The following is a 24,310-nucleotide window of genomic DNA, read 5'->3' as shown; positions in this document are numbered from 1 at the left end:
GCAGTCTCAGCGGGGCGCAGACGTCGCAAGGGCGATGACGGACTTCGTGGCGTCGATGACCGAGTCGGGGCGCTGGGTCTGGACGTAGTGGGTGGTGCCGGGAACGGTGACCACTTCGGCACCGGGAATGCCTGCGGCGAACGCGGCCTGCGACTGCGGCCAGATGTCGTTGACCTTCTGCAGCGACTCGGCGGTCACGTTCGGTGGCAGCTGATCGGGTATCGGGTTGGGTTCGCCCCGCACCATGACGACGACCGGGATGTCCGGCAGCGGCGGTGCCGCCTCGATCTGATCGAACAACTCGTCCACGCTGTAGGCCTCGGCCTGGTAGCCGGAGGGGTAGGAGTCCGGCGGCATCCGGAGGTCGGCGAACAGCGCCCACTCCGTCGGTGCGAGCATCGACCGCAGTTCCGGCTGCGCGGCGTCGACGGTCACCAGGCCCTGCGCGTCGTCCGGGTAGGTGCGGGCGTAGAGCAGGCTCAGTGGGCCACCGAGCGAGTGTCCGACCAAAACGAGCGGGCCCTGCTCGCCGGCGATGGTGAGTAGTTCGTGCAGTTCGGCGACCACGTCCGCGGTGTTCCGGGGCATCGGTACCTGGTCACTGCGATCCGGACTATCGGTGGGTGAGGGGACGATCGTGCCGTCGGAATCGGTGGTGGTGGTGAGCAGGGCCCCTGGGCGGTCGTAGGCACACACCCGGGTGGACGAGGCCAACCCGGGCAGCACCGCGGGCGGGTACGCCTCCGCGAGACTCCAGATGTCGGCGGCGTTGCCGTAACCGGACTGCAGGACGACGGTGGGGCTGCCGGTGCCGCGGCACTCCAGGTACAGGCCGCGGCCGTCGCTGATGCGGACCGTCCCCGCGATGTCGTGCCCGGCCGCCTCCGGCGTCGTGACGTCGGCACCGCAGGACGTCAGGGCGAAGGCCAGGAGGACCGCCACGGACGTCGCCGTCAGACAACCACTGCGATCGGACGTAGGCACCTCCGGTGTGGGGAGGAGGACACGTGGTCTGGGTCGGCCGTCGAGGGCCACCACCCTGGAATCGTATAGCGGTCGCGGGTGCGGTGCAGCCCGCACGGCGGGCAAGTCGAGGTGCTCGGCAGGGAGGCGGGGACCACGACCCGTGCTGCCACGCGCTAGAGGTGGGGGACGGCGTTCGGGATCTCGAGCACCGATCCGGCATGCGTGGTCACGTACACGCTGTCACGGCTGTACCCGGCTCCCTCGGCGCCAACCGAAATGCCCGCGGGGAGAACGAGTCCCGACGCGATCGCGCAGTGCGTGCCGTCCGGATCGATACGCCACACCTGGCCGCCGAAATAGGCTGCGGCGTAGAGGCGTCCAGCTGCGTCGATATCCAGGTCGTCGAAGAACACCCACTCGAGCCCGGCCGGGGGCCGGAAGTGGACGCGCGACTCGGCGGTCTCGGTGTCGATTGCCACGATGCCCGTGTCGCCCGTCGATACGTTCGCGAACAGGGTGCGCCCGTCGGCCGACAACGCCAGACCGTTGCCCGTCGATGCCCGGTACCAGGCGCGTTCCACCCGACCGTCCGGGGAGATACGGTCGATCGCGGGTTCGACATCGCTCGACGCGTACACTGTGCCGTCGGACGCGCGCACGACACCGTTCGCCATCGACAGCCCGCGTGCCACGACCGCCTGCTCGCCGGTCGCCGGGTTCAGTTGTCGCAGTTCGGCGGTCGGTGCCAGGAACGCCGTCAGCGCGTTACCGGAGCCGGCGAGCACGGTGCCGTCCGGAACCGGCGCGAGGCCACCCGGCGAGGGCACCGTGGCGATCGGCCGCGGTGGCGCACCCGGACCGTCGACGATGTCGACGGAGTTGCCGAACGCGTTGCTCAGGAGCATCCGGCCGTCACGGTCGAAGGCAACGGCTTCGAAGGCGCTCGGTTGGGCGACGAGGGTCCTCGGTGTGCCCACGCCCGCGCACATGGGCGTCGTGGTGGGGGAGGCCGGGAACGCCGACGCCGACCCGGTGCCGAGGACCAGGGCGGTCACCGTCGCCGCGACCAGTCGTCCCAATGCTGGAGCTGCCACCATCGTGATCCCCTTGGGTCGGGTGCGCGTGGTTGCGATTTTCGCACGGCTTTCGGACCTACGCCGTGCGCTCCCTGCTCGCGGCGACGACCCTGTTGTGAGACGGCAAGGAACTCGGCATTCCCGGTCCGGCGATCCTGCGGAAGTGGCTGCTCGGGAAGGTTGAGGCCACCGAGATCGGGGAACTGCTCAAGGAGTTCGGGCTGGTCGAGTAACTGTCGCGGGGTGGCTCACCCGGACAGGAGGGCACGGCGGCGACGGGCCTGCCAGCGTGTCGCGACGAGCCCGTGGCGGGGGCCGAAGAGGTAGACAAGCGTGAACAGCACGCCCTGCGTGAGGACGACCATGCCGCCCGGCGAGGTGTCCTGGTAGTAGGAGACATACAGGCCGACGACCCCGCAGGCCGCGGAGGTCGCGGGGGCGATCAGCAGCATCCGGCTGAACCGGTCGGTCAGCAGGTATGCGGTGGCGCCCGGAATGATCAGCATCGCCACCACCAGCACCACGCCGACGACCTGCAACGCCACCACACAGGTCAACGCGAGCAGACCCAGGAGCGTCGCACCGAGCATCCGCGGGTTGAGCCCGATCGCATGCGCGTGGATGGGGTCGAACGCATACAGGGTGAAGTCGCGGCGCTTGAGCACGAGAACCAGCAGAACGAGCGCGCCGAGGATCGCGATCTGCACCAGGTCGGAGGTGGACACCCCGAGCAGATTGCCGAAAATGATGTGGTTCAAGTCGGTTTGGCTCGGCGTCACCGAAATCAGCACCAGACCGAGCGCGAACAGAGTGGTGAAGACGATGCCGATGGCGGCGTCTTCCTTCACCCGGCTCGTGCCGCGGACCGCTCCGATGAGCGCGACCGCCAGGAACCCGAAGATCACCGCGCCGATCGCGAACGGTGCCCCGACGACGTACGCGAGCACGACACCGGGCAGCACGGCGTGCGAGACGGCGTCGCCCATCAGTGACCAGCCGATCAACACCAGCCAGCACGACAGCACCGCGCACACCACCGATGCGATCACCGTCGCGGCGAGTGCCCGTGTCATGAATGAATACGCGAACGGATCGAGAAGCAGGTCAACGAGATTCACCGCACCGGTCCTTCCAGCGGGTCGATACCGAATGCCCGGACCAGGTTCTCGGGCCGCAGGACGTCGAGGATGTCCCCGTCCGCGAGAATGCGCTGCATCAGCAGTACCGCCCGATCGGCCAGGCGCGGCAACGCCTGCAGGTCGTGGGTGGAGACCAGGATGGCGGTGCCGTCCCCGGCCAGTTCACGCAGCAAGGTCGTGATGGTCTGTTCGCTGCGCTTGTCGACGCCCGCGAACGGTTCGTCGAGCAGCAGCACCGACGCCTCCTGCGCGATCGCGCGGGCTACGAAGGCGCGCTTGCGCTGGCCGCCGGACAGTTGCCCGATCTGCCGATCCTGCAGGTCCGTCAGGTGCACGCGATCGAGCGCGACGTCGACGGCGTCGTGGTCGCGGCGGCGGGGCCTGCGCGTGAAGCCGAGGTGGCCGTAGCGTCCCGTCATCACCACGTCCCGCACGGACAGAGGGAACGCCCAGTCGATCTCCTCGGACTGCGGCACGTAGCCGACGGCGGCGCGTTTACGGGCCGCCGCGGGCGATCCGCCGCCGATCTCCACCGAACCGGTATCGGGGCGGACGATGCCCATCACCGACTTGAACAGCGTCGACTTCCCCGACCCGTTCATGCCGATCAGGCCGCAGATCGACGCGGGTTCGAGGTCCAGCGAGACGTGGTCGAGGGCGAGGACCGGACCGTAGTGGACGGTGACGTCCTTGATCCGAACGGCCGTGTCTGCGGTCATGACTCACTTCCTGTGAGGGCTGTGACGACCGTGTCGGCGTCGTGCCGGATCAGGTCCAGGTAGGTGGGCACCGGGCCGTCCGCCTCGGACAGCGAGTCGACGTAGAGCGTGCCGCCGAACCGCGCGCCCGTCGCGGAGACCACCTGCCGCATCGGCGCGTCCGAGACCGTCGACTCGCAGAACACGGCCGGAACATCGTTGGCCTTGACGAATTCGATCGCCGCGGTCAGCTGCTGGGGTGTGGCCTGCTGTTCCGCGTTGACGGGCCAGATGTACCGCTCGGTGAGGCCGGTGTCGCGGGCGAGGTAGGAGAAGGCGCCCTCGCAGGTGACGAGGGCGCGCTGCCGCTCGGGCAGGGTCGCGAGCCGGGCGGTCATCTCGTCCTGCACCTGCTGCAACTGCTGCTTGTATGCGTCGCCGTTGGCCGCGAACACCGCCGCGCCGTCGGGGTCGAGGTCGGTGAACGCCACGACCAGGTTGTCGACGTAGGTCTGCACGTTCAGCGGGCTCATCCAGGCGTGCGGGTTGGGCTTGCCCGCGTAGGCGTCGGCGGCGATGTCGATCGGTTCGATTCCGTCGGTCGCGACGACCCGCGGGCGGTGGAGTTCGTGCACGAACTGCTCGAACCAGGCTTCGAGGTTCAGGCCGTTGTCGACGATGAGATCGGCAGACGCGGCGCGCCGCATGTCGCCCGGGGTCGGTTCGTAGCCGTGGATCTCTGCGCCCGGCTTCGTGACCGACTCGACCCTCAGCCTGTCGCCCGCGACGTTGCTCGCGATGTCCGAGAGCACAGTGAAGGTCGTCAGCACGACCGGGCGGTCGTCGTCGCTGGTCAACACCTGTCCACACCCGGTGAGCGTGACGGTGAGTATCGCGGCGGCGGCTGCCGCCGCCACCCACGGGCGCGACGCGCGGCGATCGCCGGCACGGCGAAACATTGGCATGGCGAGATTCTAAGTTCGGGTGGCCGAACAATTCAATTGGGGTCGGTGTGGCGTTGATCTGTCGGTGGACACGCCGCGTGTCCGGAGAGGCGCGGGATCGGCGGCGGCGGCGACGACAATACGACGCGGACCGTCTCGACCGATCGAGGGCAACATGGCGACAGGAAACCCGATACGCAGTAGTTCGATGCGCGGTGGCGTGGTACCCCACAGCGTCCACGACGCCGTCGACGCGAACGGCTGGACCGTGCGCGCCGCGTCACGCCAGGGCGACACCCGGCAGAAAACCCGCAGGCAGGACGCCTACGCGGTGCGTCATGGCGGCGGCCGGATCGCCGTCGTCGTCTGTGACGGAGTCGGGGCCGCCGAACACTCGCACCTCGCGGCCGCTGCCGCGAGCGCCGCGCTCGCCGAGCACCTGCTCACCGCCGACCTCGAAGTGTCGGGGGACTGGACCGCACACCTCAAGGTCGCCTCGCTGGCCGTGACCCGAGCGGCAGGCGACCTGCTCGGCGACCGCGCCCCCAGCCTCGGCGCCGTGTACTCCGTCATGGCGACCACGGCGACCGCACTCGTCGTGGAACCGACCGACATCGGCCGGGGACCGTGGCTCGCACACACCGCCACCGTCGGGGACAGCAGCGCCTGGTGGCGCCGCACCCGCGGCGGAGCACTCGGATTCGAGCCGTGGCTCCTCATGTCGGGCGGACGGCTCACCAGGCACCAGATCGCCACCTCCGGCGCGCTCGTCCTGCCCCTGCCCGACGATGCCGTCGTCACCGGCGCCAGCTTCGAGATCGGCCACGAAGAGTTGCTGCTCGTGTGCAGCGACGGGGTCGCCGACGCCTTCGACGACGGCAGCAGCGCCGTCGCCGCGTCCTTCGCGTCCGGGTGGAGCAACCCGCCCCGCATCAGCGACCTCGCCGACCGCATCGCCTTCGACGCCGACCGGCAGGTCGACGACCGGACCGTCGTCGGGGTGTGGACGCCACGTTGACGTCCGGTCCAGGCGGGCGGCCCGGCTGTAGCCTGACCGGATGACCACCATCGACCCGGCCGCCAGCGATGCCAATTTCGAGGAACTGCAACGCGACCCGTTCTTCGAGGTTGTCACCGACCTGATCGGCGACTGTCTGGCCGACGCATTCGACGACCCGGCCGGCGGTGAAGTGGACCGTTGGACGCTCAGCGCCCTGCCCGCGACGAACCACGCGGCGGACCGGCACCGGCTGTTCACCCTCGCCATCGGTCCCGCGGAGGTGCTGCACGTCGAGCGGTTCCTCGAGGACGGCGACATCGTCGACTACCGCGTGGTCCTGCATCTCTCGGCGTCCGCGATGACCGCCGCGTCGGGATTCGCCCTCGACCGGTTCACGATGCGCTACCCACTGCTGCGGTTCACACCGTCCACCCTCGACTCGGACGTCGTGGTGGTCGACTGGTTCGTTTCCGACGACGGAGCGGACGACCAGTTCTTCGACCTGCCGTTGGCTGCGGCGATCCGGTCACTCGCCGACGGACTCGCCGCGGCTGGCCGCGGACCCTATGCGCAGCAGCACAACCGTGCCTTCGCAGCGCACGTCCTGAACCGGGCGTCCGACGATGCCTGACGCTCCCGCGCTCCGGCTGCCCCGGGTCCTGCGCGACGGGGACGACGCTGCAGCCGTCGACGTGCTGCACGAGTACTTCACCCGCAAACTCGTCAAGACCGGGTACCTGCGCACCGGCGCGCTCTGGGACGCCTGGGATCCCAGTGGTCGACGCGATGCCGACCGTGACGTGTTCACCGCCGACGACCTGGTGGCCGTCACGCTGCTGTCCGTGAAGGTGCCCGCACAGGGGGCACTGATCCTGTTACAGGACAAGCGCTCCGAGCTGACGGCGCTGCTGCAGGAGGTGGGGGAGGACCGCGACCTCGCCGACGAATCCGAGGCCGTCACAGCCGAGTCGCCGGTGTCGCGGCTGGAGTTGGCGCTCACCGAGGTGCACGGCATCGGCCGCACCACCGCCACCAAACTCGTTGCCCGCAAACGTCCCCGGCTGCACCCGATCTACGACCGCGTCATCGGGCTGCAACTCGGCACCACGGTCGAGCACACCGAACCGATCCGCGTCGCGCTGCGCGAGGACAACCGGGAACTGCACCGGCGGCTGATCGCACTGCGTGAGCAGGCCGGACTCGACGAGCGCGTCCCCGCGCTGCGCATCCTCGACGTCCTCGCCTGGATGCAGGGGAAGAAGTACGTGCCGAACGTCGTTGGGTGACCGCCCGATCGACGCAGGTGTCAGCGGATCAACTGGGGAGTTCCCACCATCTGCGGGCCCTCGTCGGGGTCCGGGGCCGGGGTGGTCGCCGGCGTATCTTCACCAACCAAGCCGGTGGCAAGTCGGTACCGGTGGATCAGCGCCGAGATCGGGTTCCGCTTGGCGGCAGTTGAGGTCGGCTTCGGCTCGGCCTTTTTCAGCCTGTTGAGATGTCGAGTCAGCGCCGCATGCAAGCGCGGACGGGCCGTGGTGCCGGGAACCCATGCGGGCGTCGCCCTCCAGAATCCTGCCGCGACGAGTACTTGCGGTGCGTAGAAAACCCAGATGAACACCGCGATGAGAACGAGCCTCACGGCTGTCCCGTCGTTGGAATTCCACCTTGCGATGGTGGCGGCGGCAGTGACCACGGCGATGAACACACTGAAACCGATGGAGGCGATCAGGATCATGGGGTCGCGGGTCACAAATGCCAGGACGCCCCGGTAGACGACCTCCTGCGTGATTCCGGCGAGAACGACACCTGCGAGAAGTGCGATGCCGATGTCGATGGGACGTTCGGCGAGTGGATGCGATGAGCGGACAGCGGCGAGGACGGCGAGTGGTGCCGCGCCGACCAGGCCGACAGCTGCCACATCGCGAACCATTGTCACCCTCGTGTGGGCGCGAGTGGTTTCCCATCGACCGATGACCCGGGTGATCGCGTCGACTTCGCGGCGGTGCCGTACGCCGTCCACCTCCATGTCGATCCGCGAGTCGGTCCCGAGAACGGACCGCACGTCGCCAGCGAACACGGCAACGGCGAAGGCGGCGGCTGCCACCGCGAGTTGTCCGATGTTGAACTCGTTCAGGTCATGGAAGAAGGTTGCCGCCCCGGTGGCGGTGGCGACAATCCCGACGAAGATGGAAGTCCTGCCGATCAGTCGTCGTCGCACGTATCCGGTGGGGTCACCTGGTCCGGATGATTTGATCTGCGACACCGCCACATGCGACGCGACAACCAGGGTTGCGAGGAGCGCCAGAATCGCTGCGCCATCCGGGACCGAGATCGTGGATTCGAACCTCGGGGCGTCGTCACCGATGGTCGGTGTGGACGATCGGTTGTACCCGACGACCAGCGCGACCAAGATCCCGTACAGGATGAGGCCGATCAGTCCGAATTCGATCAGGTCCCGCACCTTGTGTCGATGCCGCTCGAAGATGTCTTCGGCGTCAATTCCCTGCAGATCGTGGTCGTCAGCCACTCGTTCCCCCGTGTTCGCCCGGTGCTGCCCCATCAGCACCCAGGGAGGGTGTCACACCCGGACTCGCATGAGCGCGATCACAGCATCGTCGGGCGTGGCGGCTCCGTCGCAACAACGGTGCTCTTGTCGGTGGGGTGGGCGCCCGTTCGACGACCTGCGGTGGTCGAAGTTCAAGTACAAGCATCCCGACGAGATGTTCGCGATCGTCGATCAGCAGGTGTTTCCGTTCATCAAGAACATGCGCGGCGAGGAGTCCACTTACGCCCACTTCATGAAGGACGCGCGGCTGACGATCCCGAGCGCGGGGATGTACGTGTGGCTTCCTGGTGGCGCGCCAGAGTACATGCGCGCCAACCACGCCGACGCGATCAACGCGGGCGCCGGAAAGCAGCAGTACCACCACGAGATGTTCCACGGATTCGACTTCGACAACACGATGCTCCGAATCGGCTCGCTGAACATGCTGTTGCACGGCATCGAACAGCCCGACATCCGCTACCGGGACTCTCTCGCCGAAGCGAACACCGTTGATGCCGAGGCGTATTCGCCGATCCTCGTCAACCCGCCATTCGCGGGGTCGTTGGACTACGAGAACACCGCGAAGGATTCGCAGCAGATCGCGAAGACGAAGAAGACGGAGCTGCTGTTCCTCGCGCTGTTCCTGCGCCTGCTCAAGCCGGGTGGCCGCGCGGCTGTGATCGTGCCGGACGGCGTGCTGTTCGGATGATGCGAAGGCGCACCAGGAACTTCGACGGTTCTTGGTCGAGGAGCAGAAGCTCGATGCCGTCGTGAAGTTGCCGTCGGGCCTGTTCAAGCCCTACGCGGCAGGTGACACTGTCGGCAGGCCTGAGATCCAGGCATTCGTCGGTGTCCTGCACGGCGTCGGCGCGGCCCGTGGCGTCTTCATCGCCACCAGCGCATTCACCTCCGGCGCCCGCGAGTACGCGCAGAAGATCGGTACGCGCGTCATTCTCATCGACGGACAACGCCTCGCGGAGTTGATGATCCGCTATGGAGTCGCAGTCCAGGCCCGGCAAGTGTTCACTGTTGTCGAGGTCGACGAGGACTACTTCGAGTGATCGAAGCGCACTCGTGAACAGGTTGACTTGGATCTCCAGTTTGTGTCGGTGGGCTGCGCTATGATTCGAACATGCTTTCGACCGCGGATATTGATGGGACAGGCCAGGTGGAACACCACCTGGCCGCCATCGATGCCGCCGTTGAAGGGCTGCTTGCTGAGTCACTGACGGGGCTGTCCGAGGCCGAGATCGTCGAAGCACTGCAGCGGATGGAGATTTCGCTGCGCAAGGCGTCCGCGGTCGGGCACCGGCTCGTCGTCGAGTCTGTCGAGCGCTCGATCCCCGGCAATCTGGCCTGCCGGTCCGTCAACGATTTCCTTGTCTCGACCCTCCGCATCTCGGCGGCCGACGCCGCGAAGCGCGCGAAGGGTGCCGCCAAGACCGGAACCTGGCACACGGTCAGCGGTGAGGCGATGGAGGCCACGCTGCCCACCACCGCGTCGGCCGTCCATGACGGCGCGATCGGCCCCGACCATGTCGCCGCGATCGCCCGGACGATGCGGCAAATCCCGCACGGCACAACGTCCGACGAGATCGATGTCGCCGAGCGAATCCTCTCCGACGCCGCACGCTCCACCACGCCCGAGGACGTAACCAAGGTCGGCATCCACCTGCTCGCCCACCTCAGCCCGGACGGCAGTGTCCCCGACGAGCGTGAACGCAAGCGCCGCCGCGGGCTGAGGCTGGGCAAGCAGGGTGCCGATCTCATGACTCCTGTCTCCGGGCTGTTGGACCCGGAGGCTCGGGCCCTACTCGAACCGGTCCTCGCCAAGCTTGCGAGGCCTGGCATGAACAATCCCGACGACCCTGACTCCCCGCCCGGGGACGTCGATTCCCCGGACTTGGATCGAACAGCGCTGGCGAAGGCTGCCGCCCGCGACACACGCACCGCAGTGCAACGCAACCATGACGGGCTGAAAGTCGCGCTACAGCAGATGCTCTCGTCCGGAATCCTCGGCAGCCACCGAGGGCTTCCGGTGACCGCGATCATCACCATGACGATCGGGCAGCTCGAAAAGGCGGTCGGCGTGGCGACCACAGCGACCGGTGGAATCGTCCCCATCAGTGACGCGCTGCGGATGGCCCAGAGCGCCCACCCCGTGCTCGCGCTGTTCGACCACAACGGCCGGCCCCTGCACCTCGGCCGCAGCCGCCGCCTCGCCTCCGCGGATCAGCGACTCGCGCTCATCGCCGCCTCCCGCGGCTGCACGCGACCCGGCTGTGATGCGCCCGCCTCCCTCACCGCCGTCCACCACATCACCGAATGGCAGGACGGCGGCGCCACCGACATCACCAACGAGGACCTCGCCTGCGACAGCTGCCACGCCCTCGTCCACGACGGACCCGGCGGCTGGAAAACCCGTGTCGCACCAACCGAGTCGGCGCATCCGGGCCGAACCGAGTGGACTGCGCCGCCACACATCGATCCGGACCGGCAGCCGCGGGTCAACCACCGGCACCACCTGGACCACCTTGTCGCAGGCGCCCTCGACCGCCAGCTGATCCGACGGGGGCGGCCGAACCGGAGAAGCCCGCAGAAGTGACCGACAGTGGCGATGACGCGCCCTGATCGCGCGGTCTAGTCGCGGGTGAAGCCGTCACACCCCTCAGCGACGGCTTCACCCGCTGGCCGCGGTTCCGACACGCCACCTACCGCCGAGCGAAACGGAGCTCGGACGGTAGCGAGGCGTCCACTTCTGGCGCCGAAAGCGGCTGTCAGTAGACGGAGTTGGCCCCGTATTCGGCCTGCGCGTACGTGTAGCCCTCGTACACCAGCTGGTCGATCAGTCCGGACTTCGAGAACGAGGTGAAGTCGAGGTACTGCTCGGCGCTCCGTGCTGCCTGCTCGTTCCAGTCCGCATCCAGGCTGTCCACCGCATACGTCGCATCCTCGGTGGAGAAGTCTTCGTACTCGAGCTGGTCGATCAGTCCGCTGCGGGAGAAGGCGCTGCGGTGGTCACCGGCGGAACGATGGCCGCTGCCGTCGCACTGCTCCTCACAGGCTCCACAGGTGCAGCAGATGCGGCAGGGGCAGTGATGCTCGGAACGGTGGTCTGGCTGCTGAGCCGCGACGCGGTCGACGAGACTACCGTCGCCTGGCTGCTCGGCGACGCTGCGGTGGCGGCGCCGCTCTTCTCCCTGTCTGCTTCGCCGAAGCTGCCGACAAGCGCGAGAAACAGAACGATGGCGCCGACCACCCACGGCCACTTCTTCCGCTTCTTCTTCGGCGCGGTCGCGGCGGGCTGGTAGCCGGGCTGGGTGGGGTAGGGCGCAGGGGTGGGGAAGGGCTCGGTCATGTCGTGCTCCTGTGGAGATGGTGCGTCGCAGTCGACGCGTCCCGCATTTGCGAGAGCCGGACAGAATGACAGAGCCCACCGACATGTTCGCCGACGCCGGTGTGGGATCGCATTGGTGGACACGGAAACGCGGCACTGATACGTTCCTTCTCTTCACGTGCTGCGGAGTCCTCGCCACGGTGATTCAATGCCAACAGCTTTCGATTCAGCTTCCAAGCCAGACACGCAACCTCGCTGGTCCTACGAGCGGGCAGTGTTCGTCGCGCCGCGCGTGCGCTCCCGAAATGCGCAACCCGAGGTGGTGTCCGCAGTCGATCTCGATGAACTCAGGTATCTCGTCAGTACAACTATCGGCGACGAGAATCGCTTCTCGATCGAATCGGTCTCCGAGCTTTTCGGCCACACCGCGCGGGTGTCGGTGTTTGGGTGCACCGAGACCGAGACGGCCGTCATCGCGGACGTCGTCGCCGCACAAACACTGTGGGAGGCGGTGCCCGATAGGGAATTCGATCGCATCGCGGCGCGAACTCCGCTCCATCGTCGGACTGTTGGAGAAGAAGAAGCGGGTCGTCGTCTACACCGACTTCACGGACACCCTCGGTGAGGTCGTGGAACGAGACATGCCGGAGATGCGGTCCGGCACCGACGTCGAGCGCTACACGGCGAAGGTGCGGGACTACCTGCGTCGCCAGCCCGACAACCTGGCCTTGCAGAAGGTGAGGTCGGGGAAGGTGCTCACCGCAGTGGATCTGGACTCCCTCGAAGGGCTGCTCGCGAGCAGCGGCGCGGGCGAACCCGAGGACCTCGCGCGTGCGGTCGAGAATGCTCACGGACTCGGCAGGTTCATCCGCTCGCTCGTCGGCCTCGATCAGAAGGCCGTGCAGGAGGCGTTCGCCGACTTCCTCGCCGGACGCACCGCGACCGTGAGCCAGATCGATTTCGTCAACCTGGTCGTCAGTCATCTGACGCGGCACGGCCAGATGGATCCGAGTCTGCTCTTCGAGGCGCCGTTCACCGACACCGCACCCCAGGGGCCGACGCAGCTGTTCGACCTCGATCAGACGCGCAAGCTCGTCGACGTCATCACGTCGATCAACGACGCGGCCGACGCCGCCACGGCGTAGCCGCCCGTTCTGCGATGCCCGGCTGACGGGCCGTCGCAGCCGGCGCGAACGTGCGCCGGTGCGACGGCCGGTCGATCAGGCCAGGCGGCGCTCGAACGCCACCCTCGACGTCGCGGTGGCGATGTCCACCGTGTACACCCGGACGGTGACGGCATCCTGGTCGAGGTCCATCACCATGAATCCGACATCCGTGTAGTTCTGAAAGAGGTTCGGGCGATCGACGGCGGGGCCGGCCTTGCCGTGGCTGTTCTTCGCCGATGCGCCGCACACGATCTGACGGGTTCCCTTGGACGCTGTCGTCGGCTCGAGGATCTGCATCGAGTGATCGTGCCCGGACAGGATGAGGTTGCATCGGCCGACGACGTGATCCTCGTAGAACCGCTTCGCGTGAACGCCGTTCAGCGGTTCGATGGGGATCCCGTCGTACATGCCGGCATCGCCGTGGGATCCGTTGCTGAGGTACGGATGATGAGTGACCGCGATCTTCCACTTCGCCGTCGAAGAGGAGATCGCGGCGTCGAGCCAGGCCCGCTGCTCTGTCATGAAAGGTCCGTCGGGTGCCCAGTACGGCGAGAACAGCGGCGGAAGGTACGCGGCGAGCGGATTGAGGTCGAGGACGAAGAACTCGACAACCGGGTTCTGCTCGGGCAGCCGCACCGAGTAGTACCGGCTGGGCATCCACCACTTCCGGGAGCGCCGGTGGTAGTCGACCTCCTCGTCGCCCCGTCCCAGCCAGCCGCCGTCGCCGGGAAAGACCGCGCTGTTGTCGTGGTTGCCCAGTGCCATCACCCACGGGAAGTCGAGGCCGTGGTTCGGGTCCTCGAACTTGGTGGCGAACTGGTTGTCGGTGTCGCTGGTCGGACCGCTCTCGTAGATGTTGTCGCCGAGGCCCAGCGCCAGGGAGAGGGGTTCGCGGGCGTGGAGGTCGCGAATCGCGTTGGCCACCGCCCACTGCGGCGGCGCCCCGGTGCCTGCGTCACCGCAGAGAAGGACGCGGAGCGTCGACTCGGTGGGAAAGGGGAACTTGTCGAGGTCGGTGGGGAACGGGGCATCGGCGCTGCCGGTACCGGCCACGGCGGCGGACAGGGAATCGGCGCTGCCGGTGTCGGCTGCGGACGCGATGGACGGCATCATCGCGGCGAGCGGAAGGGCGGCGCCCGCAGCCGCGGCACCGGTCAGGAATTGGCGTCGATCGATTCCGTTGAACTCCGTCATGTGTCCTCGTTCCTCGGGGAAGGGGTGGGCATGGCTGACTCGCCCACGAGTTAACAGGGCCGCAAACCTGAATGTGGACGAATGTTCAATAGTGGAAGGAAGGTTTCGCCCGTCACGCCAGGTACTGCGCCCGCCACGCGAGGATGCCGGTGCCGACGGCAATGGCAATGAGCGTTGCCGTCCACAGGAATCGGGGGAGGTGGGTGAGCCGGCGGAGCTGGTCGAGGTCGGAGTTCCCGCTGCGGGTGCGGGCCGCTTCGACGATGGTGCGGAGGTTGCCCGCGAGGAGCAGCCAGATCGCGGTGTAGGCGAAGTGCAGTTGCAGGGGGTCGGAGCCGTACCAGGCGACGACGCCGACGGCTCCGCCCGCGGCGACGAGGACGAGGAACCCGAAGACGTTGCGGATGAACGGGATCATCAGGGCGATCAGTGCCACCGCGCCCCACAGGAGGATCGGCAGGCGTCCGGCGGCGATGAGGGCGGCGCCCGCGAGGCCGAGCAGCGACGGGGCGAGATAGCCGGCGGCAGCGGTCACCACCATGCCCGGACCCCGCGGCTTGCCGCGGGAGAGGGTCAGCCCCGAGGTGTCGGAGTGCAGGCGGATGCCGGTGAGTCGGCGTCCCGTCGCGACCGCGGCGATCGCATGCCCCGCCTCGTGCGCCAGCGTCACCACGTGCCGCGTCAGATTCCACAGCGGACGCCACAGGACGAGCGGCGCCGCCAGTGCGAGGGGCAGGTACGCCGACCAGTCGGCCCAGTACGAGTTCACCGGACCATGGTGCCAAGGTGTTCGAGGTGAATGCTCACGCCGAAAACGGTTTCCGAGGAATTTGCCAGGTTCCAGGCCTTGCGGGTGGGCGGTCATCCGGGTAGCAATGACCCTGCGAGCCGGTAGCCCAGCAGTATTCGGCAACCCGACGCCGGTGAGCAGCATCCCCGTTCAGAAGGAGTTCAAGCATGGGTTCGTCCGAAGATGACAGCCTCGCCGCCATCAGCTATTTCGCCGGCATCGGTGGACTCGGTCTGATCGCGGTCGCGGTCGGTGCAGGGCTGGCATCGCAGTCCTGACAGGTCGTGTATGAATGCGCCTGTCCTGACAGCGCGTCCACACCATCGACGATGTGAAAAGTCCCACACCCGAATCGGGTGTGGGGCTTTTCCGTCGGCCGAGGTCCGGGCCTCTGCGTCACGAGCGGTCGGCAGGCGGCTGCAGTGCTCGGACGAGAGCGAGGAGTTGGGTACGCAGGGCCGTCGCGTCTCCGACGGCTGCGGTGAGTGTGGCGTCGTCGCGTTCGAGGTCGATCAGCCGCCCGTACACGTCGCGTCCCGTGTCGGTGACGGTGACCAGTTTGCGGCGCTCGTCGCAGAGATCCGTCTCGCGGGTGACGTAGCCGGCGCGTTCGAGCTTCTCGACGGTACGGCTCATCGTCTGGTCGGTGACGCGGGCGGTGCGGGCGAGTTCGCGTTGCGATGCCGGTGCGCGGGATGCCGCGTGCAGGACGAACAGCCCGGCGTGGGTGAGGTCGTGTGCGCGGAGCACCGACTCCCAGGAGTGCTCGACGAGCCGTGCCGCGGTGGACAGCAGTCGGCCGGTGGGCCAGGTGTCGATGGCGTCGGGACCCATCTCGTCCTCCCGGGGTTGCATTTGTTCAGCAGGCTGAGCAAAATCACGAATCGGACATCGGCACCGGATCCCTCGAGAGGACGATCGTGACAACGACGGCACCCACCCGGACTCGGCGACTGCGCTGGATTCTGCCAGCTCTGCTGATCCTCGCGTGGCTCACGCTCGCCGGGATGGGCGGACCCTTCGCGGGCAAGCTCACGGACGTGCAGTCCAACGACGCCACATCGTTCCTGCCCGCATCCGCCGAAGCCACGGAGGTCGCACGCCTCGAGAGTGGATTTCAGGACACCACATTCGTGCCCGCCATCGTCGTCGCCGAACGCGACGGCGGTATCCAGGCCGCCGACACCGCGTTCCTCGCCGACAGCACAGGAGTGCTCGCGGGAACAGAGGGCTTCGGGCCGCAGGTCTCGCCGCCGCTCCCGTCCCACGACGGCCAGGCGCTGCAGGTGTTCGTCCCCGTCGACAGCACGGGCGAGGTCAAGGACACCGTCGCCCAACTGCGGGACGCCCTCGCCGACGCGCCCGACGGCCTGACTGTTCACGTCACCGGCCCGGCAGGCACCGCCGCCGACCTCAGCTCGGCGTTCGCGGGGATCGACGGACTGCTGATCCTCGTCGCGGGTGCGGTCGTGATGCTGATCCTCATCGTCGTCTACCGCAGTCCGATCCTGCCGTTCGTCGTCATCTTCTCCGCGCTGTTCGCGCTGGTCCTCGCCAGCCTCCTTGTCTACGTGCTCGCCGACGCCGGCGCCATCACCCTCAACGGCCAAAGCCAGGGCATCCTGTTCATCCTCGTGTTCGGCGCCGCCACCGACTACGCGCTGCTGCTCGTCTCGCGGTTCCGGGAGGAACTGCACGTGCAGGAGGACAAGTACGCCGCGATGCGCACCGCGTGGAAGGCGACCCTCGAACCCGTCGCCGCGTCGGCGGGCACCGTCATCGCAGGCGTCCTGTGCCTGCTGCTGTCCGACCTGAACTCGAATCGCGGTCTCGGCCCGGTCGCCGCGATCGGTATCGCCGCCTCGTTCGTCGCGTCGATGACGTTCCTGCCCGCGGCACTCGTGCTGTTCGGGCGATCCGCGTTCTGGCCGCGTCGACCCGGCTACACCGGAGATTCGGAAGTCGAAGCTCAGCACGGATTCTGGGCGAAGCTCGCCGCACGCATCGGACGGCACCCCCGCCGGTTCTGGGTCGGCTCGACGCTCGTACTGATCCTGTTCGCACTCTTCCTGCCGCAGTTCAAGGCCAGTGGCATCGCGCAGTCCGACACCTTCCTGTTCGAGGCGGACTCGAGCGCCGGACAGCAGGTGCTCGGCGAACACTTCGACGCAGGTAGCGGATCACCCGCCGTGATCATTGCAAACGCCGACTCCCTCGCCGAGGTGCGCACGGCCGCCGAGGTGCCCGGCGTCGAGGACGTCACGATCGTGAGTTCCGGTGGAGCACCCCTGATCGTGGACGGACGCGTCGCCATCGAGGCGACCCTGACCGACGCCGCCGACTCGCTCGCCGCCGAGGACACCGTGAAGCGACTGCGGGACTCGGTTCACGCGGTCGACGGCGCCGACGCACTCGTCGGCGGACCCACCGCAACCGACCTCGACACCAAGACCACGGCAACCCACGACCGCAACCTGATCATCCCGGTGGTGAGCCTCGTGGTCCTCGCGATCCTGTGCCTGCTGCTGCGCTCCCTGCTCGCGCCGCTGCTGCTCATGGGCACCGTGATCCTGTCCTTCGCGGCGACACTGGGTATTTCGTCGATCGTGTTCAATCACATCCTCGGCTTCCCCGGCGCCGACCCCGTCGTCCCACTGTTCGCGTTCGTCTTCCTCGTCGCACTAGGCATCGACTACAACATCTTCCTGATGACCAGGGTCCGCGAGGAAGCGCACCGGATCGGGACGCGGCGCGGCGTGCTCCGCGGACTCACCGTCACCGGCGGTGTCATCACCTCCGCCGGAGTCGTTCTCGCCGCGACGTTCTCGGCTCTCGCCGTGATCCCGCTGATCTTCCTGGCGCAGATCGCCTTCATCGTCGCGTTCGGTGTGCTCCTCGACGCACTGCTCGTGCGCTCACTGCTGGTGCCCGCCCTCGTCTACGACATCGGTCCGCGGGTGTGGTGGCCGAGCGCGCTGTCCCGCAAGGCCGAGCCGGACGGCGAGCTGGTTCCCTAGCCGGTGATCCGCGCGAACGGGCGGGCCTGCTCGAGTTCGAATGCCAACTCGAGCAGCGTCCGCTCGTCGCCGTGCGCGGCCGAGAAGTGCATCCCGAGCGGCAGTCCCGCCGACGTGGTGTGCAGGGGCAGCGAGATCGCAGGCGTGCCCGCGGCGTTGTTCAGTGGTGTGAACGCCGTGTAGGTGACGATCCGCTCGAACAGCTCGTCGAAAGGCTGTGCGGGGGAGAGGAACCCGAGCTCCGGTGTCGTGTGGGACACGACCGGGGACAGGACCACGTCGTAGGTCGCGAACAACTGCCTCGCCCGGCGCGCGGTCCGCTGCAACCGGTACAGCACCTGCGGCGTCTTCGCGATGTTGCGGCGGTACAGCGCGTCCAGGCCCCGGGTGAGATTGTCGGTGCGGTCCTTGTCGAAGTCCGGGCCGAGCATCCGCTTCCCGCCCGTGCAGAGCGCGAAGGACAGGAAACCCCAATAGATGCTGAAGTCGTCGACGAACTCGGGACCGACCGGAAGCGGCGCCTCGGAGACGTGATGGCCGAGGCCGGACAGCAGATCCGCGGTCGCGCGCACCGCGGTGCGGGTGTCGTCGTCGGTGGGGGTGCCGTGCACGGAGTCCATCACCACGCCGACGCGCAGTCGGGTGCTGCTCGGACCCTCGACGAGCCGGATCGGCGGTAGGGCCGGATTGCGGTAGTGCTGCTCGGCGGCCGCGTAGTAGTTCGCCGAGTCGCGGACGGTGCGGGTCACGACGCCCTGCGTGACGATGCGTACCGGCATCGACAGGTCGTTCTTGTCCGCCCGCATCCGGCCCCGTGTCGGCTTCAACCCGACCAGCCCGCACGCCGCCGCCGGAATGCGGATCGACCCGCCGCCGTCGTTGCCGTGCGCGATCGGCACCACTCCCGACGCCACCAGCGCCGCCGCACCGCCCGACGACGCGCCCGACGAGAAGTCGGGATTCCACGGATTGTGTACCGGCTCGGCGTTCGCGAACTCCGTGGTCGGGCTGAACCCGAACTCCGGCAACCTGCTCTTGCCCAACGCCACCAACCCGGTCGAGAGCAGCTGGGTCGCCGACGGCGCATCCGTCGCCGCCGGACGCGGCGTGAACGCGGCGCTGCCCTCACCGGTCGGCAGCCCCGCGACGTCGACGTTGTCCTTCACGAATGTCGGTACCCCCGCGAACGGACCCGGCCGGTACGCGGCGCCCCGTGCCCGATCGAAGTCGGGGACCTCGATCGCGGCCAGGTCGGTCACGGCGGCGGCGCGGGCGATCGCCGCGTCCACCGCCTCGCGGGACGTGATCTCACCGGACGCGATCCGCGCCGCGACCCCTGTCGCATCGAGGTCGCCGAGGGCGTCGTCGCCGAACGCATGCACTGCAGTCATGGCCAGACTCTAGAGCGGATCCGTCTCCGCGAGGCCGTCGTCGCTCAACTCGAGCCATCGCGTGATGCCGATGTCGCGCAGGAACGGCACGTCGTGGCTCACCACGACCAGTGCGCCGCGGAACTGCGTCAACGCCTCCGTCAGGTGCGCCAGGCTCGGGAGGTCGAGGTTGTTGGTCGGCTCGTCGAGCATCAGCAGACGTGGCGCCGGCTCGGACAGCAGGATCGTCGCCAACGCGGCCCGCAACCGTTCGCCACCCGACAGCGCCGACACGGGCACATCCGCATCCCGGCCACGGAACAGGAAGCGCGCCAGTCTGCCCCGGATCTCCTCGCCCGACGCATGCGGCGCCGCATCCGCGACGTTCTCTGCGAGTGTGCGGGACTCGTCGAAGACGTCGAGCCGCTGAGGCAACACCCGCCACGGCACCACGGGGCCGGCGTCGGCGATCGCGCGGAGCAACGTGGTCTTGCCGATTCCGTTGCGGCCCACGACGGCGATCCGCTCCGGACCCGTGATGCCCAGCTCGACGTGCTGCCCCGTCGGCAGGGAGGAATCGAGGTCCAGTACCCGCTGCCCGGCGTGAACCACGCTGTCGGGCAGGTCGATCCGGATCTCCTTGTCCTCCCGAAGCGCGTCCTCCGCCTCGGTGAGGGTGCGACGGGCGTCGTCCAGCTTCCCCTGGTGGTTGCCCCGAAGCTTGCCCGCCGACTCCTGCGCCTGCCGCTTGCGCAGACCGGCCAGGATCGGAGGCAGGCTCGACTCCATCTTCTTCCCGTACCGCTGCCTGCGATCGATCTTGATCTGTGCCTCGACCAGCTCTCGACCCTGCCGACGCACATCGGCGCGGGCATCTCGAACGGCGGCCCGTGCGGACTCCTGCTCGGCCTCTACCACCTGCCGATAGTGGTCGAAATTGCCTCCGAAGAAACGCAATTCGCCATCGCGGAATTCGGCTGTCGTGTTCATCCGGTTCAGTAGTTCGCGGTCGTGGCTGACGACCACGACGATTCCCGTGAACTGCTCGACCGCCGCGTAGAGGCGGGCTTTCGCCTGTAGATCGAGGTTGTTCGTCGGCTCGTCGAGCAGGAGGACGTCCGGTTCGGTGAGCAGCGCGGCCGACAGGCCGAGCAGCATCGTCTCGCCGCCCGACAGGGTTCCGACGGTGCGGCCCAACGCCTCCGGGGTCGGCGCGATGCGCGCGAGGCCGAGGCGGTCCAGCGTCGCGACAGCGCGTTCCTCGACGTCCCAGTGCGAGCCGACGGTCGCGTAGTCGTCGTCGGTCCCCTCGCCGGATTCGATGCGGTGCAACGCCGTACGCTGCTCCGCGATTCCGAGGACGGCATCGACGGTGCGCCCGGGGTCGAGGGCGAGATCCTGACGCAGATAGGCGAGGTCGCCGCCAACGGTGACGGAACCGCGCGCCGGGGTCAGTCGGCCCGCGATCAGGCGCAGCAGCGTCGACTTGCCTGCACCGTTGCGGCCGACGAGGCCCGTTCGGCCGGCAGGGAACACTGCGTCGACGCCGTCGAGCACGGTATCGCCGTCGGGCCAGGAGAATGAGAGGTCGGACAGGACGAGTGAGGGCATGAATGCTCCTTCGGGGGGGTTGCGGAGCGCACGCGAAGAGCGCGGCGCGCGAGAACTACCTCCGAATGAGCAATGGTCCGTCCGATCGTCGACAACAGGGCGCCATCCACCGTAGGGGAGGCGTGGTGACCCCGCAACCGAGTTTTCGTCAGTTCGTCGATCTCCTACAGCTGAGGGCCCTCGGTGCGCAGGTCGTCGACCTTGCGCATCGCGTCCCGCAGTTCCGCGAGCCACTCCTCGGCGTGCTGGCCCGCGAGACGGACCGTCCACGCGAGGGCGTCCGCGCGGGACCGGGCGACGCCTGCGTCGACGAGGGTGTCGAGGACCTTGCGTTCGGGTTGGCGCAGTCGCGTCATCACCGGCACCGCCAGATGCGTGAAGAGGACGTGATGGTCACCGAGCGTGACGCCCCAGGCGACCTTGCGGCCGTAGCGGGCCTCCGCCTCGTCGGCGATCTGCATGCGCTGCGACCGCGTCGACTCGCGGAATCGGGACACCCGTCCCTCGACCGCGGCGGGGGTGGCGTCGTCGGGAGGCGCGAGTTCGCCGGTGACGACGATCTCCTCCCGATCGACTTCGATGGTCGGGGGACCGGTGAACCAGTCGTCGGGCAGGCGTCCGGCGAACCAGTCGCTGACATCGCGCGTGTCGGGCGCCTCGGCCTGTTGCCAGCCGCCGCTGCGGCCGAACCTGCGGCTATACGACGAGTATCCCATTGCTCTCACCTCGAAAGTTGCAATGATTACTTGATTACAACCATACGCCGATCGCGTCGCGCATGTGCGTGCGTCCGGTGGCTCCGGCCACAGGAAGCGCGCACAGTCGGCGGAGCCGCCTAGGGTCGGGGGATGCGCATGAACCCCCGAGTCAGCGTCGGCGTCGCGGCCATGTCGGTGTCCGCCCTGGTCCTCGGAGGGGTCGCCTGCAGCACCGGCCCGTCCGAGACGGAGACTGCAGCGCAGGGCTTCGCGGACGCCCTGACGCGACGCGACGCGCAGGCAGCGGCCGCCCTGACCTCCGATCCCACCGCCGCCGCAACCGCGATCGGGCAGATGTTCGAGGGCCTGAACCCGACCGACGCGCAGTTCACGGTCGCGAGCACCGACAGTGATGCGGGCACCTTCACGCTCGATGCCGACTGGACCTTCGACGGTGGCACAGCGGAAGACGTCGACGACACGGCAACCCCGACCACTGCATCCTCAGCGCCCTCGGCACCGGCGGATCGGGAATGGACGTACACGACCACCGGCGGTGGGCAGGCCGTCGCCGACGGCGGCGCCATCCCGTGGGACCCCGCGCTGCTCGCGCCCGGCCTCACGGCCGACACCTCCCTGCGGTACACCACCCTCGCCGGAGGGTCTCCCGACGTGCTCGCGGACAACGGAGCTCCGTTGATGACCGAGCAGACCGTCACCCTCGTCACCCTCGACCCCGCAGCGGTGCCCGACCCCACCGCGTCGGCTGCTGCCCTCGCGCCGCTGCTCCAGCCCGTCGCCCCCACGGTGACCGCGGCGTCGATCACCTCTGATCTCGCTGCAGCACAGGGTCGTCCGCTGACGGTCATCACCCTGCGCGACGCGGACCTCGCGCCGATCGAGACGCAACTCGCCGCGACGCCCGGCGTCACCCTGGTCAAGCAGACGCGGTTGCTGACCGTCGACAAGGCAACGCAGTCACCGGCATTCGAGGGGCTGCGCACCCTGTGGGAGCAGGCGCAGGCCGACACCGCCGGATGGGCGGTGCAACTAGTCCGGCCTGACGGTACGGCCGAACGGCTCGCCGGTCAGGACGGCGCCGCTGCTCCCGACATCGCGACGACACTCGACCCCGCGGTCCAGGCGTCCGCGCAGGCCGCCATCGACACACTGCCGCAACAGGCGGCGATCGTCGCGATCCGGCCGTCGACCGGTGGCGTCCTCGCCGTCGCGCAGAACTCGGCCGCCAGCGGCCAGGGGCCGATCGCGCTGACGGGTCTCTACCCGCCCGGCTCCACCTTCAAGACCGTCACGACTTCGGCTGCCCTGCAAGAAGGTTCGGTCACGCCCGACACCGTTCTGCCGTGCCCGGGTGTCGCGAACATCGAGGGACGTACCATTCCCAACGACGACAACTTCGACCTCGGATCGGTACCTCTGCACACCGCCTTCGCCCGCTCCTGCAACACCACCATGGGGCAGCTCGCGGTGTCGATGACGCCGAACGCTCTGCACGACGCCGCCCAGCAGTTCGGCCTCGGCATCGACTACGTGACGCCCGGACTGACGACCGTCACCGGCAGTGTCCCTCCGGCCGACACGCCCGCCGAGCGGGTCGAATCCGCGATCGGCCAGGGCAGGGTGACGGCGTCGCCGTTCGGCATGGCACTCGTTGCCGCGTCCATCGCCCGCGGGTCGACGCCGGCCCCGATGCTCGTGAAGGGACAGCCCGGTGTCGGGGACGCGGCGCCTGCCCCGGCGCCCGCAGCCGTCACCGACGACCTGAAGACGATGATGCGCGAGACCGTGACCTCGGGCACCGCAACACAACTCGCCGATATCGCGGACGTGCGCGGGAAGACCGGTACCGCCGAGGTCGCCGGGCAGCCCTCCCACGGCTGGTTCGTCGGCATCGATCAGGACGTCGCGTTCGCGGTGTTCGTCGCGGGCGCCGACAGTTCCGCGCCCGCCGTGGACGCCGCCGGCCGGTTCCTGCGTCCGATTCAGACCCGACTGCCCCAGTGAGTGCGCTCGACTACCTGCTCCTCGTCGTCGCCGGATTCGGGGCCGGGCTAGTCGGATTCGTGACCGGACTCGCGTCGATCGTGTCGTATCCGGCGCTCCTCGCCGTCGGGCTGACGCCCATCGCGGCGAACGTCACCAATACCGTCGCACTCGTCGCGGTCGGGGTCGGCTCCACCGCGAACTCGCTGCGGGAGTTGACCGAGATGGGGCCGAAGCTGTGGCGGTGGGCGGCCGTCTGCGCGCTCGGCGGGCTGGCGGGCGCGGTGTTGTTGCTGTGGGCGCCCGAGGGTTCGTTCGAGGCCGTGGTGCCCTACCTGGTGGTGATCGCGTCGATCGCGTTGCTGGCGCAGCCGTGGATCCGGAAGCTGGCCGGCAGCAGGGAGTTCCCGGTCCTGTTCCCGATTGCACTCGCCGTCGTCGCCGTCTACGGCGGTTACTTCGGTGCGGGCGCCGGGGTGATCTTCCTGGCGTTGACGCTGATCTGCACCGCGATGTCCGTGTGGCAGGCGACGATCCTCAAGAGCTTCCTGCTCGGCATCGCGAACCTCGTCGCCGCCCTGATCTTCGCCGGGTCGGGTGAGGTGCACTGGGGTGCCGCGGCGGCCATGGCCCTCGGGTGCCTGCTCGGAGGCTGGTGCGGCCCACCGGTCGTCAAAGTGATCCCGCCGTCCGTCCTGAGGGTGGCGGTGGCAGTGGCGGGATTCGGACTCGCCGGGTGGCTGGCGTTGCGCTGA

At 68.4% G+C, this 24,310-nt stretch carries 23 protein-coding genes and 1 pseudogene; 11 read left to right on the top strand and 13 right to left on the bottom strand.

Annotated elements, in window-relative coordinates:
- Positions 1-6: 6 nt before the first annotated feature.
- The 5 genes from RHCRD62_RS07085 to RHCRD62_RS07065 form a co-directional block, all read right to left on the bottom strand.
- Positions 7-942 carry an alpha/beta fold hydrolase gene (locus RHCRD62_RS07085; protein ID WP_084734131.1) on the bottom strand — a complete coding sequence of 312 codons (936 nt, stop codon included), beginning with the start codon at positions 940-942 and terminating at the stop codon, positions 7-9.
- Positions 943-1,139: 197 nt separating this feature from the next.
- On the bottom strand, positions 1,140-2,063 hold the full coding sequence (locus tag RHCRD62_RS07080) for an SMP-30/gluconolactonase/LRE family protein (RefSeq protein WP_253277232.1): 924 nt from the start codon (positions 2,061-2,063) through the stop codon (positions 1,140-1,142).
- 227 nt (positions 2,064-2,290) lie between these two features.
- On the bottom strand, positions 2,291-3,160 hold the full coding sequence (locus RHCRD62_RS07075) for a metal ABC transporter permease (RefSeq protein WP_050064003.1): 870 nt from the start codon (positions 3,158-3,160) through the stop codon (positions 2,291-2,293).
- Positions 3,157-3,900 carry a metal ABC transporter ATP-binding protein gene (locus RHCRD62_RS07070; protein WP_050064002.1) on the bottom strand — a complete coding sequence of 248 codons (744 nt, stop codon included), beginning with the start codon at positions 3,898-3,900 and terminating at the stop codon, positions 3,157-3,159. The genes RHCRD62_RS07075 and RHCRD62_RS07070 overlap by 4 nt, the downstream gene beginning before the upstream one ends.
- On the bottom strand, positions 3,897-4,844 hold the full coding sequence (locus tag RHCRD62_RS07065; protein ID WP_253277231.1) for a metal ABC transporter substrate-binding protein: 948 nt from the start codon (positions 4,842-4,844) through the stop codon (positions 3,897-3,899). Before RHCRD62_RS07065 ends, RHCRD62_RS07070 begins: the two co-directional genes overlap by 4 nt.
- A 187-nt stretch (positions 4,845-5,031) precedes the next feature.
- Here RHCRD62_RS07065 and RHCRD62_RS07060 point away from each other — a divergent pair, with 187 nt between their 5' ends.
- Genes RHCRD62_RS07060 through RHCRD62_RS07050 form a run of 3 tightly spaced genes read left to right on the top strand, consistent with a single transcriptional unit; the run spans position 5,032 to position 7,109 of the window.
- Positions 5,032-5,841, top strand: coding sequence for a protein phosphatase 2C domain-containing protein (locus tag RHCRD62_RS07060; RefSeq protein ID WP_050064000.1), 810 nt, complete (start codon positions 5,032-5,034; stop codon positions 5,839-5,841).
- Between the two features lie 40 nt (positions 5,842-5,881).
- Positions 5,882-6,454: a hypothetical protein gene (locus tag RHCRD62_RS07055; protein WP_050063999.1), complete on the top strand. Its 573-nt coding sequence runs from the start codon at positions 5,882-5,884 to the stop codon at positions 6,452-6,454.
- A complete protein-coding gene (locus RHCRD62_RS07050; RefSeq protein WP_050063998.1) occupies positions 6,447-7,109 on the top strand; it encodes a DUF6308 family protein in 663 nt (220 codons plus the stop codon). The genes RHCRD62_RS07055 and RHCRD62_RS07050 overlap by 8 nt, the downstream gene beginning before the upstream one ends.
- A gap of 20 nt (positions 7,110-7,129) precedes the next feature.
- On the opposite strand, the gene RHCRD62_RS07045 is transcribed toward RHCRD62_RS07050, so the two are convergent.
- Entirely contained in the window at positions 7,130-8,350 is a 1,221-nt protein-coding gene (locus RHCRD62_RS07045) for a hypothetical protein (RefSeq protein ID WP_050063997.1), read from the bottom strand.
- Positions 8,351-8,444: 94 nt separating this feature from the next.
- On the opposite strand from RHCRD62_RS07045, the pseudogene RHCRD62_RS26350 reads away from it, so the two are divergent.
- Both RHCRD62_RS26350 and RHCRD62_RS07030 read left to right on the top strand, forming a co-directional pair.
- Positions 8,445-9,429, top strand: a pseudogene (locus RHCRD62_RS26350) (N-6 DNA methylase).
- A 71-nt stretch (positions 9,430-9,500) separates the two neighbouring features.
- A complete protein-coding gene (locus RHCRD62_RS07030; protein ID WP_050063994.1) occupies positions 9,501-10,973 on the top strand; it encodes an HNH endonuclease signature motif containing protein in 1,473 nt (490 codons plus the stop codon).
- 172 nt (positions 10,974-11,145) lie between these two features.
- On the opposite strand, the gene RHCRD62_RS26345 is transcribed toward RHCRD62_RS07030, so the two are convergent.
- Entirely contained in the window at positions 11,146-11,304 is a 159-nt protein-coding gene (locus RHCRD62_RS26345; protein ID WP_253277263.1) for an Ltp family lipoprotein, read from the bottom strand.
- Positions 11,305-11,382: 78 nt separating this feature from the next.
- Between RHCRD62_RS26345 and RHCRD62_RS26340 the strand changes: the two genes are divergently transcribed.
- The 3 genes from RHCRD62_RS26340 (at position 11,383) to RHCRD62_RS07020 (ending at position 12,850) form a co-directional block, all read left to right on the top strand.
- Positions 11,383-11,679 carry a hypothetical protein gene (locus RHCRD62_RS26340; protein ID WP_253277274.1) on the top strand — a complete coding sequence of 99 codons (297 nt, stop codon included), beginning with the start codon at positions 11,383-11,385 and terminating at the stop codon, positions 11,677-11,679.
- A 234-nt stretch (positions 11,680-11,913) separates the two neighbouring features.
- A complete protein-coding gene (locus RHCRD62_RS26040; protein ID WP_172671018.1) occupies positions 11,914-12,330 on the top strand; it encodes a hypothetical protein in 417 nt (138 codons plus the stop codon).
- A complete protein-coding gene (locus tag RHCRD62_RS07020) occupies positions 12,275-12,850 on the top strand; it encodes a type I restriction-modification enzyme R subunit C-terminal domain-containing protein (RefSeq protein WP_050063993.1) in 576 nt (191 codons plus the stop codon). The genes RHCRD62_RS26040 and RHCRD62_RS07020 overlap by 56 nt, the downstream gene beginning before the upstream one ends.
- A gap of 75 nt (positions 12,851-12,925) precedes the next feature.
- Here RHCRD62_RS07020 and RHCRD62_RS07015 read toward each other — a convergent pair whose 3' ends face one another.
- The 3 genes from RHCRD62_RS07015 to RHCRD62_RS07005 all read right to left on the bottom strand — a co-directional run bounded on the left by RHCRD62_RS07015 (position 12,926) and on the right by RHCRD62_RS07005 (position 15,689).
- Positions 12,926-14,065 (bottom strand): metallophosphoesterase, encoded by a 1,140-nt coding sequence (locus tag RHCRD62_RS07015; RefSeq protein ID WP_050063992.1) that lies wholly within the window; start codon positions 14,063-14,065, stop codon positions 12,926-12,928.
- A gap of 112 nt (positions 14,066-14,177) precedes the next feature.
- Complete coding sequence (locus RHCRD62_RS07010) at positions 14,178-14,834, bottom strand: M50 family metallopeptidase (RefSeq protein ID WP_050063991.1); 657 nt, start codon at positions 14,832-14,834, stop codon at positions 14,178-14,180.
- Positions 14,835-15,251: 417 nt separating this feature from the next.
- Positions 15,252-15,689: a MarR family winged helix-turn-helix transcriptional regulator gene (locus RHCRD62_RS07005; RefSeq protein ID WP_050063990.1), complete on the bottom strand. Its 438-nt coding sequence runs from the start codon at positions 15,687-15,689 to the stop codon at positions 15,252-15,254.
- A gap of 173 nt (positions 15,690-15,862) precedes the next feature.
- Between RHCRD62_RS07005 and RHCRD62_RS07000 the strand changes: the two genes are divergently transcribed.
- Complete coding sequence (locus RHCRD62_RS07000; protein ID WP_172671039.1) at positions 15,863-17,872, top strand: MMPL family transporter; 2,010 nt, start codon at positions 15,863-15,865, stop codon at positions 17,870-17,872.
- Here RHCRD62_RS07000 and RHCRD62_RS06995 read toward each other — a convergent pair.
- The 3 genes from RHCRD62_RS06995 to RHCRD62_RS06985 form a co-directional block, all read right to left on the bottom strand.
- Positions 17,869-19,263: an amidase gene (locus RHCRD62_RS06995; RefSeq protein ID WP_050063989.1), complete on the bottom strand. Its 1,395-nt coding sequence runs from the start codon at positions 19,261-19,263 to the stop codon at positions 17,869-17,871. The genes RHCRD62_RS07000 and RHCRD62_RS06995 overlap by 4 nt on opposite strands.
- 9 nt (positions 19,264-19,272) lie before the next feature.
- Entirely contained in the window at positions 19,273-20,853 is a 1,581-nt protein-coding gene (locus RHCRD62_RS06990; RefSeq protein ID WP_050063988.1) for an ABC-F family ATP-binding cassette domain-containing protein, read from the bottom strand.
- Positions 20,854-21,017: 164 nt separating this feature from the next.
- Positions 21,018-21,569 carry a hypothetical protein gene (locus RHCRD62_RS06985; protein ID WP_050063987.1) on the bottom strand — a complete coding sequence of 184 codons (552 nt, stop codon included), beginning with the start codon at positions 21,567-21,569 and terminating at the stop codon, positions 21,018-21,020.
- A gap of 138 nt (positions 21,570-21,707) precedes the next feature.
- On the opposite strand from RHCRD62_RS06985, the gene RHCRD62_RS06980 reads away from it, so the two are divergent.
- Both RHCRD62_RS06980 and RHCRD62_RS06975 read left to right on the top strand, forming a co-directional pair.
- Positions 21,708-23,576 carry a penicillin-binding transpeptidase domain-containing protein gene (locus RHCRD62_RS06980; RefSeq protein ID WP_084734173.1) on the top strand — a complete coding sequence of 623 codons (1,869 nt, stop codon included), beginning with the start codon at positions 21,708-21,710 and terminating at the stop codon, positions 23,574-23,576.
- Positions 23,573-24,310, top strand: a complete 738-nt coding sequence (locus RHCRD62_RS06975; RefSeq protein ID WP_050063985.1) for a sulfite exporter TauE/SafE family protein — start codon at positions 23,573-23,575, stop codon at positions 24,308-24,310. The genes RHCRD62_RS06980 and RHCRD62_RS06975 overlap by 4 nt, the downstream gene beginning before the upstream one ends.

It is taken from the genome of Rhodococcus sp. RD6.2, assembly GCF_001040705.1.
GTDB lineage: Bacteria > Actinomycetota > Actinomycetes > Mycobacteriales > Mycobacteriaceae > Rhodococcus_G.
Note: the sequence above shows the minus strand (reverse complement) of the source record. Positions and strands in the feature narration are given on the sequence as shown.

What these genes read in the sequence shown, in the direction of transcription:
- RHCRD62_RS26040 (WP_172671018.1), top strand. Translation starts at nt 11,914, where the DNA reads ATGCCAACAGCTTTCGATTCAGCTTCCAAGCCAGACACGCAACCTCGC.
- RHCRD62_RS07080 (WP_253277232.1), bottom strand. Translation starts at nt 2,063, where the DNA reads ATGGTGGCAGCTCCAGCATTGGGACGACTGGTCGCGGCGACGGTGACC.
- RHCRD62_RS06980 (WP_084734173.1), top strand. Translation starts at nt 21,708, where the DNA reads ATGAACCCCCGAGTCAGCGTCGGCGTCGCGGCCATGTCGGTGTCCGCC.
- RHCRD62_RS07030 (WP_050063994.1), top strand. Translation starts at nt 9,501, where the DNA reads ATGCTTTCGACCGCGGATATTGATGGGACAGGCCAGGTGGAACACCAC.
- RHCRD62_RS07015 (WP_050063992.1), bottom strand. Translation starts at nt 14,065, where the DNA reads ATGACGGAGTTCAACGGAATCGATCGACGCCAATTCCTGACCGGTGCC.
- RHCRD62_RS06995 (WP_050063989.1), bottom strand. Translation starts at nt 19,263, where the DNA reads ATGACTGCAGTGCATGCGTTCGGCGACGACGCCCTCGGCGACCTCGAT.
- RHCRD62_RS06990 (WP_050063988.1), bottom strand. Translation starts at nt 20,853, where the DNA reads ATGCCCTCACTCGTCCTGTCCGACCTCTCATTCTCCTGGCCCGACGGC.
- RHCRD62_RS06985 (WP_050063987.1), bottom strand. Translation starts at nt 21,569, where the DNA reads ATGGGATACTCGTCGTATAGCCGCAGGTTCGGCCGCAGCGGCGGCTGG.
- RHCRD62_RS07060 (WP_050064000.1), top strand. Translation starts at nt 5,032, where the DNA reads ATGCGCGGTGGCGTGGTACCCCACAGCGTCCACGACGCCGTCGACGCG.
- RHCRD62_RS07065 (WP_253277231.1), bottom strand. Translation starts at nt 4,844, where the DNA reads ATGCCAATGTTTCGCCGTGCCGGCGATCGCCGCGCGTCGCGCCCGTGG.
- RHCRD62_RS07070 (WP_050064002.1), bottom strand. Translation starts at nt 3,900, where the DNA reads ATGACCGCAGACACGGCCGTTCGGATCAAGGACGTCACCGTCCACTAC.
- RHCRD62_RS07000 (WP_172671039.1), top strand. Translation starts at nt 15,863, where the DNA reads ATGGGCGGACCCTTCGCGGGCAAGCTCACGGACGTGCAGTCCAACGAC.
- RHCRD62_RS07005 (WP_050063990.1), bottom strand. Translation starts at nt 15,689, where the DNA reads ATGGGTCCCGACGCCATCGACACCTGGCCCACCGGCCGACTGCTGTCC.
- RHCRD62_RS07050 (WP_050063998.1), top strand. Translation starts at nt 6,447, where the DNA reads ATGCCTGACGCTCCCGCGCTCCGGCTGCCCCGGGTCCTGCGCGACGGG.
- RHCRD62_RS07055 (WP_050063999.1), top strand. Translation starts at nt 5,882, where the DNA reads ATGACCACCATCGACCCGGCCGCCAGCGATGCCAATTTCGAGGAACTG.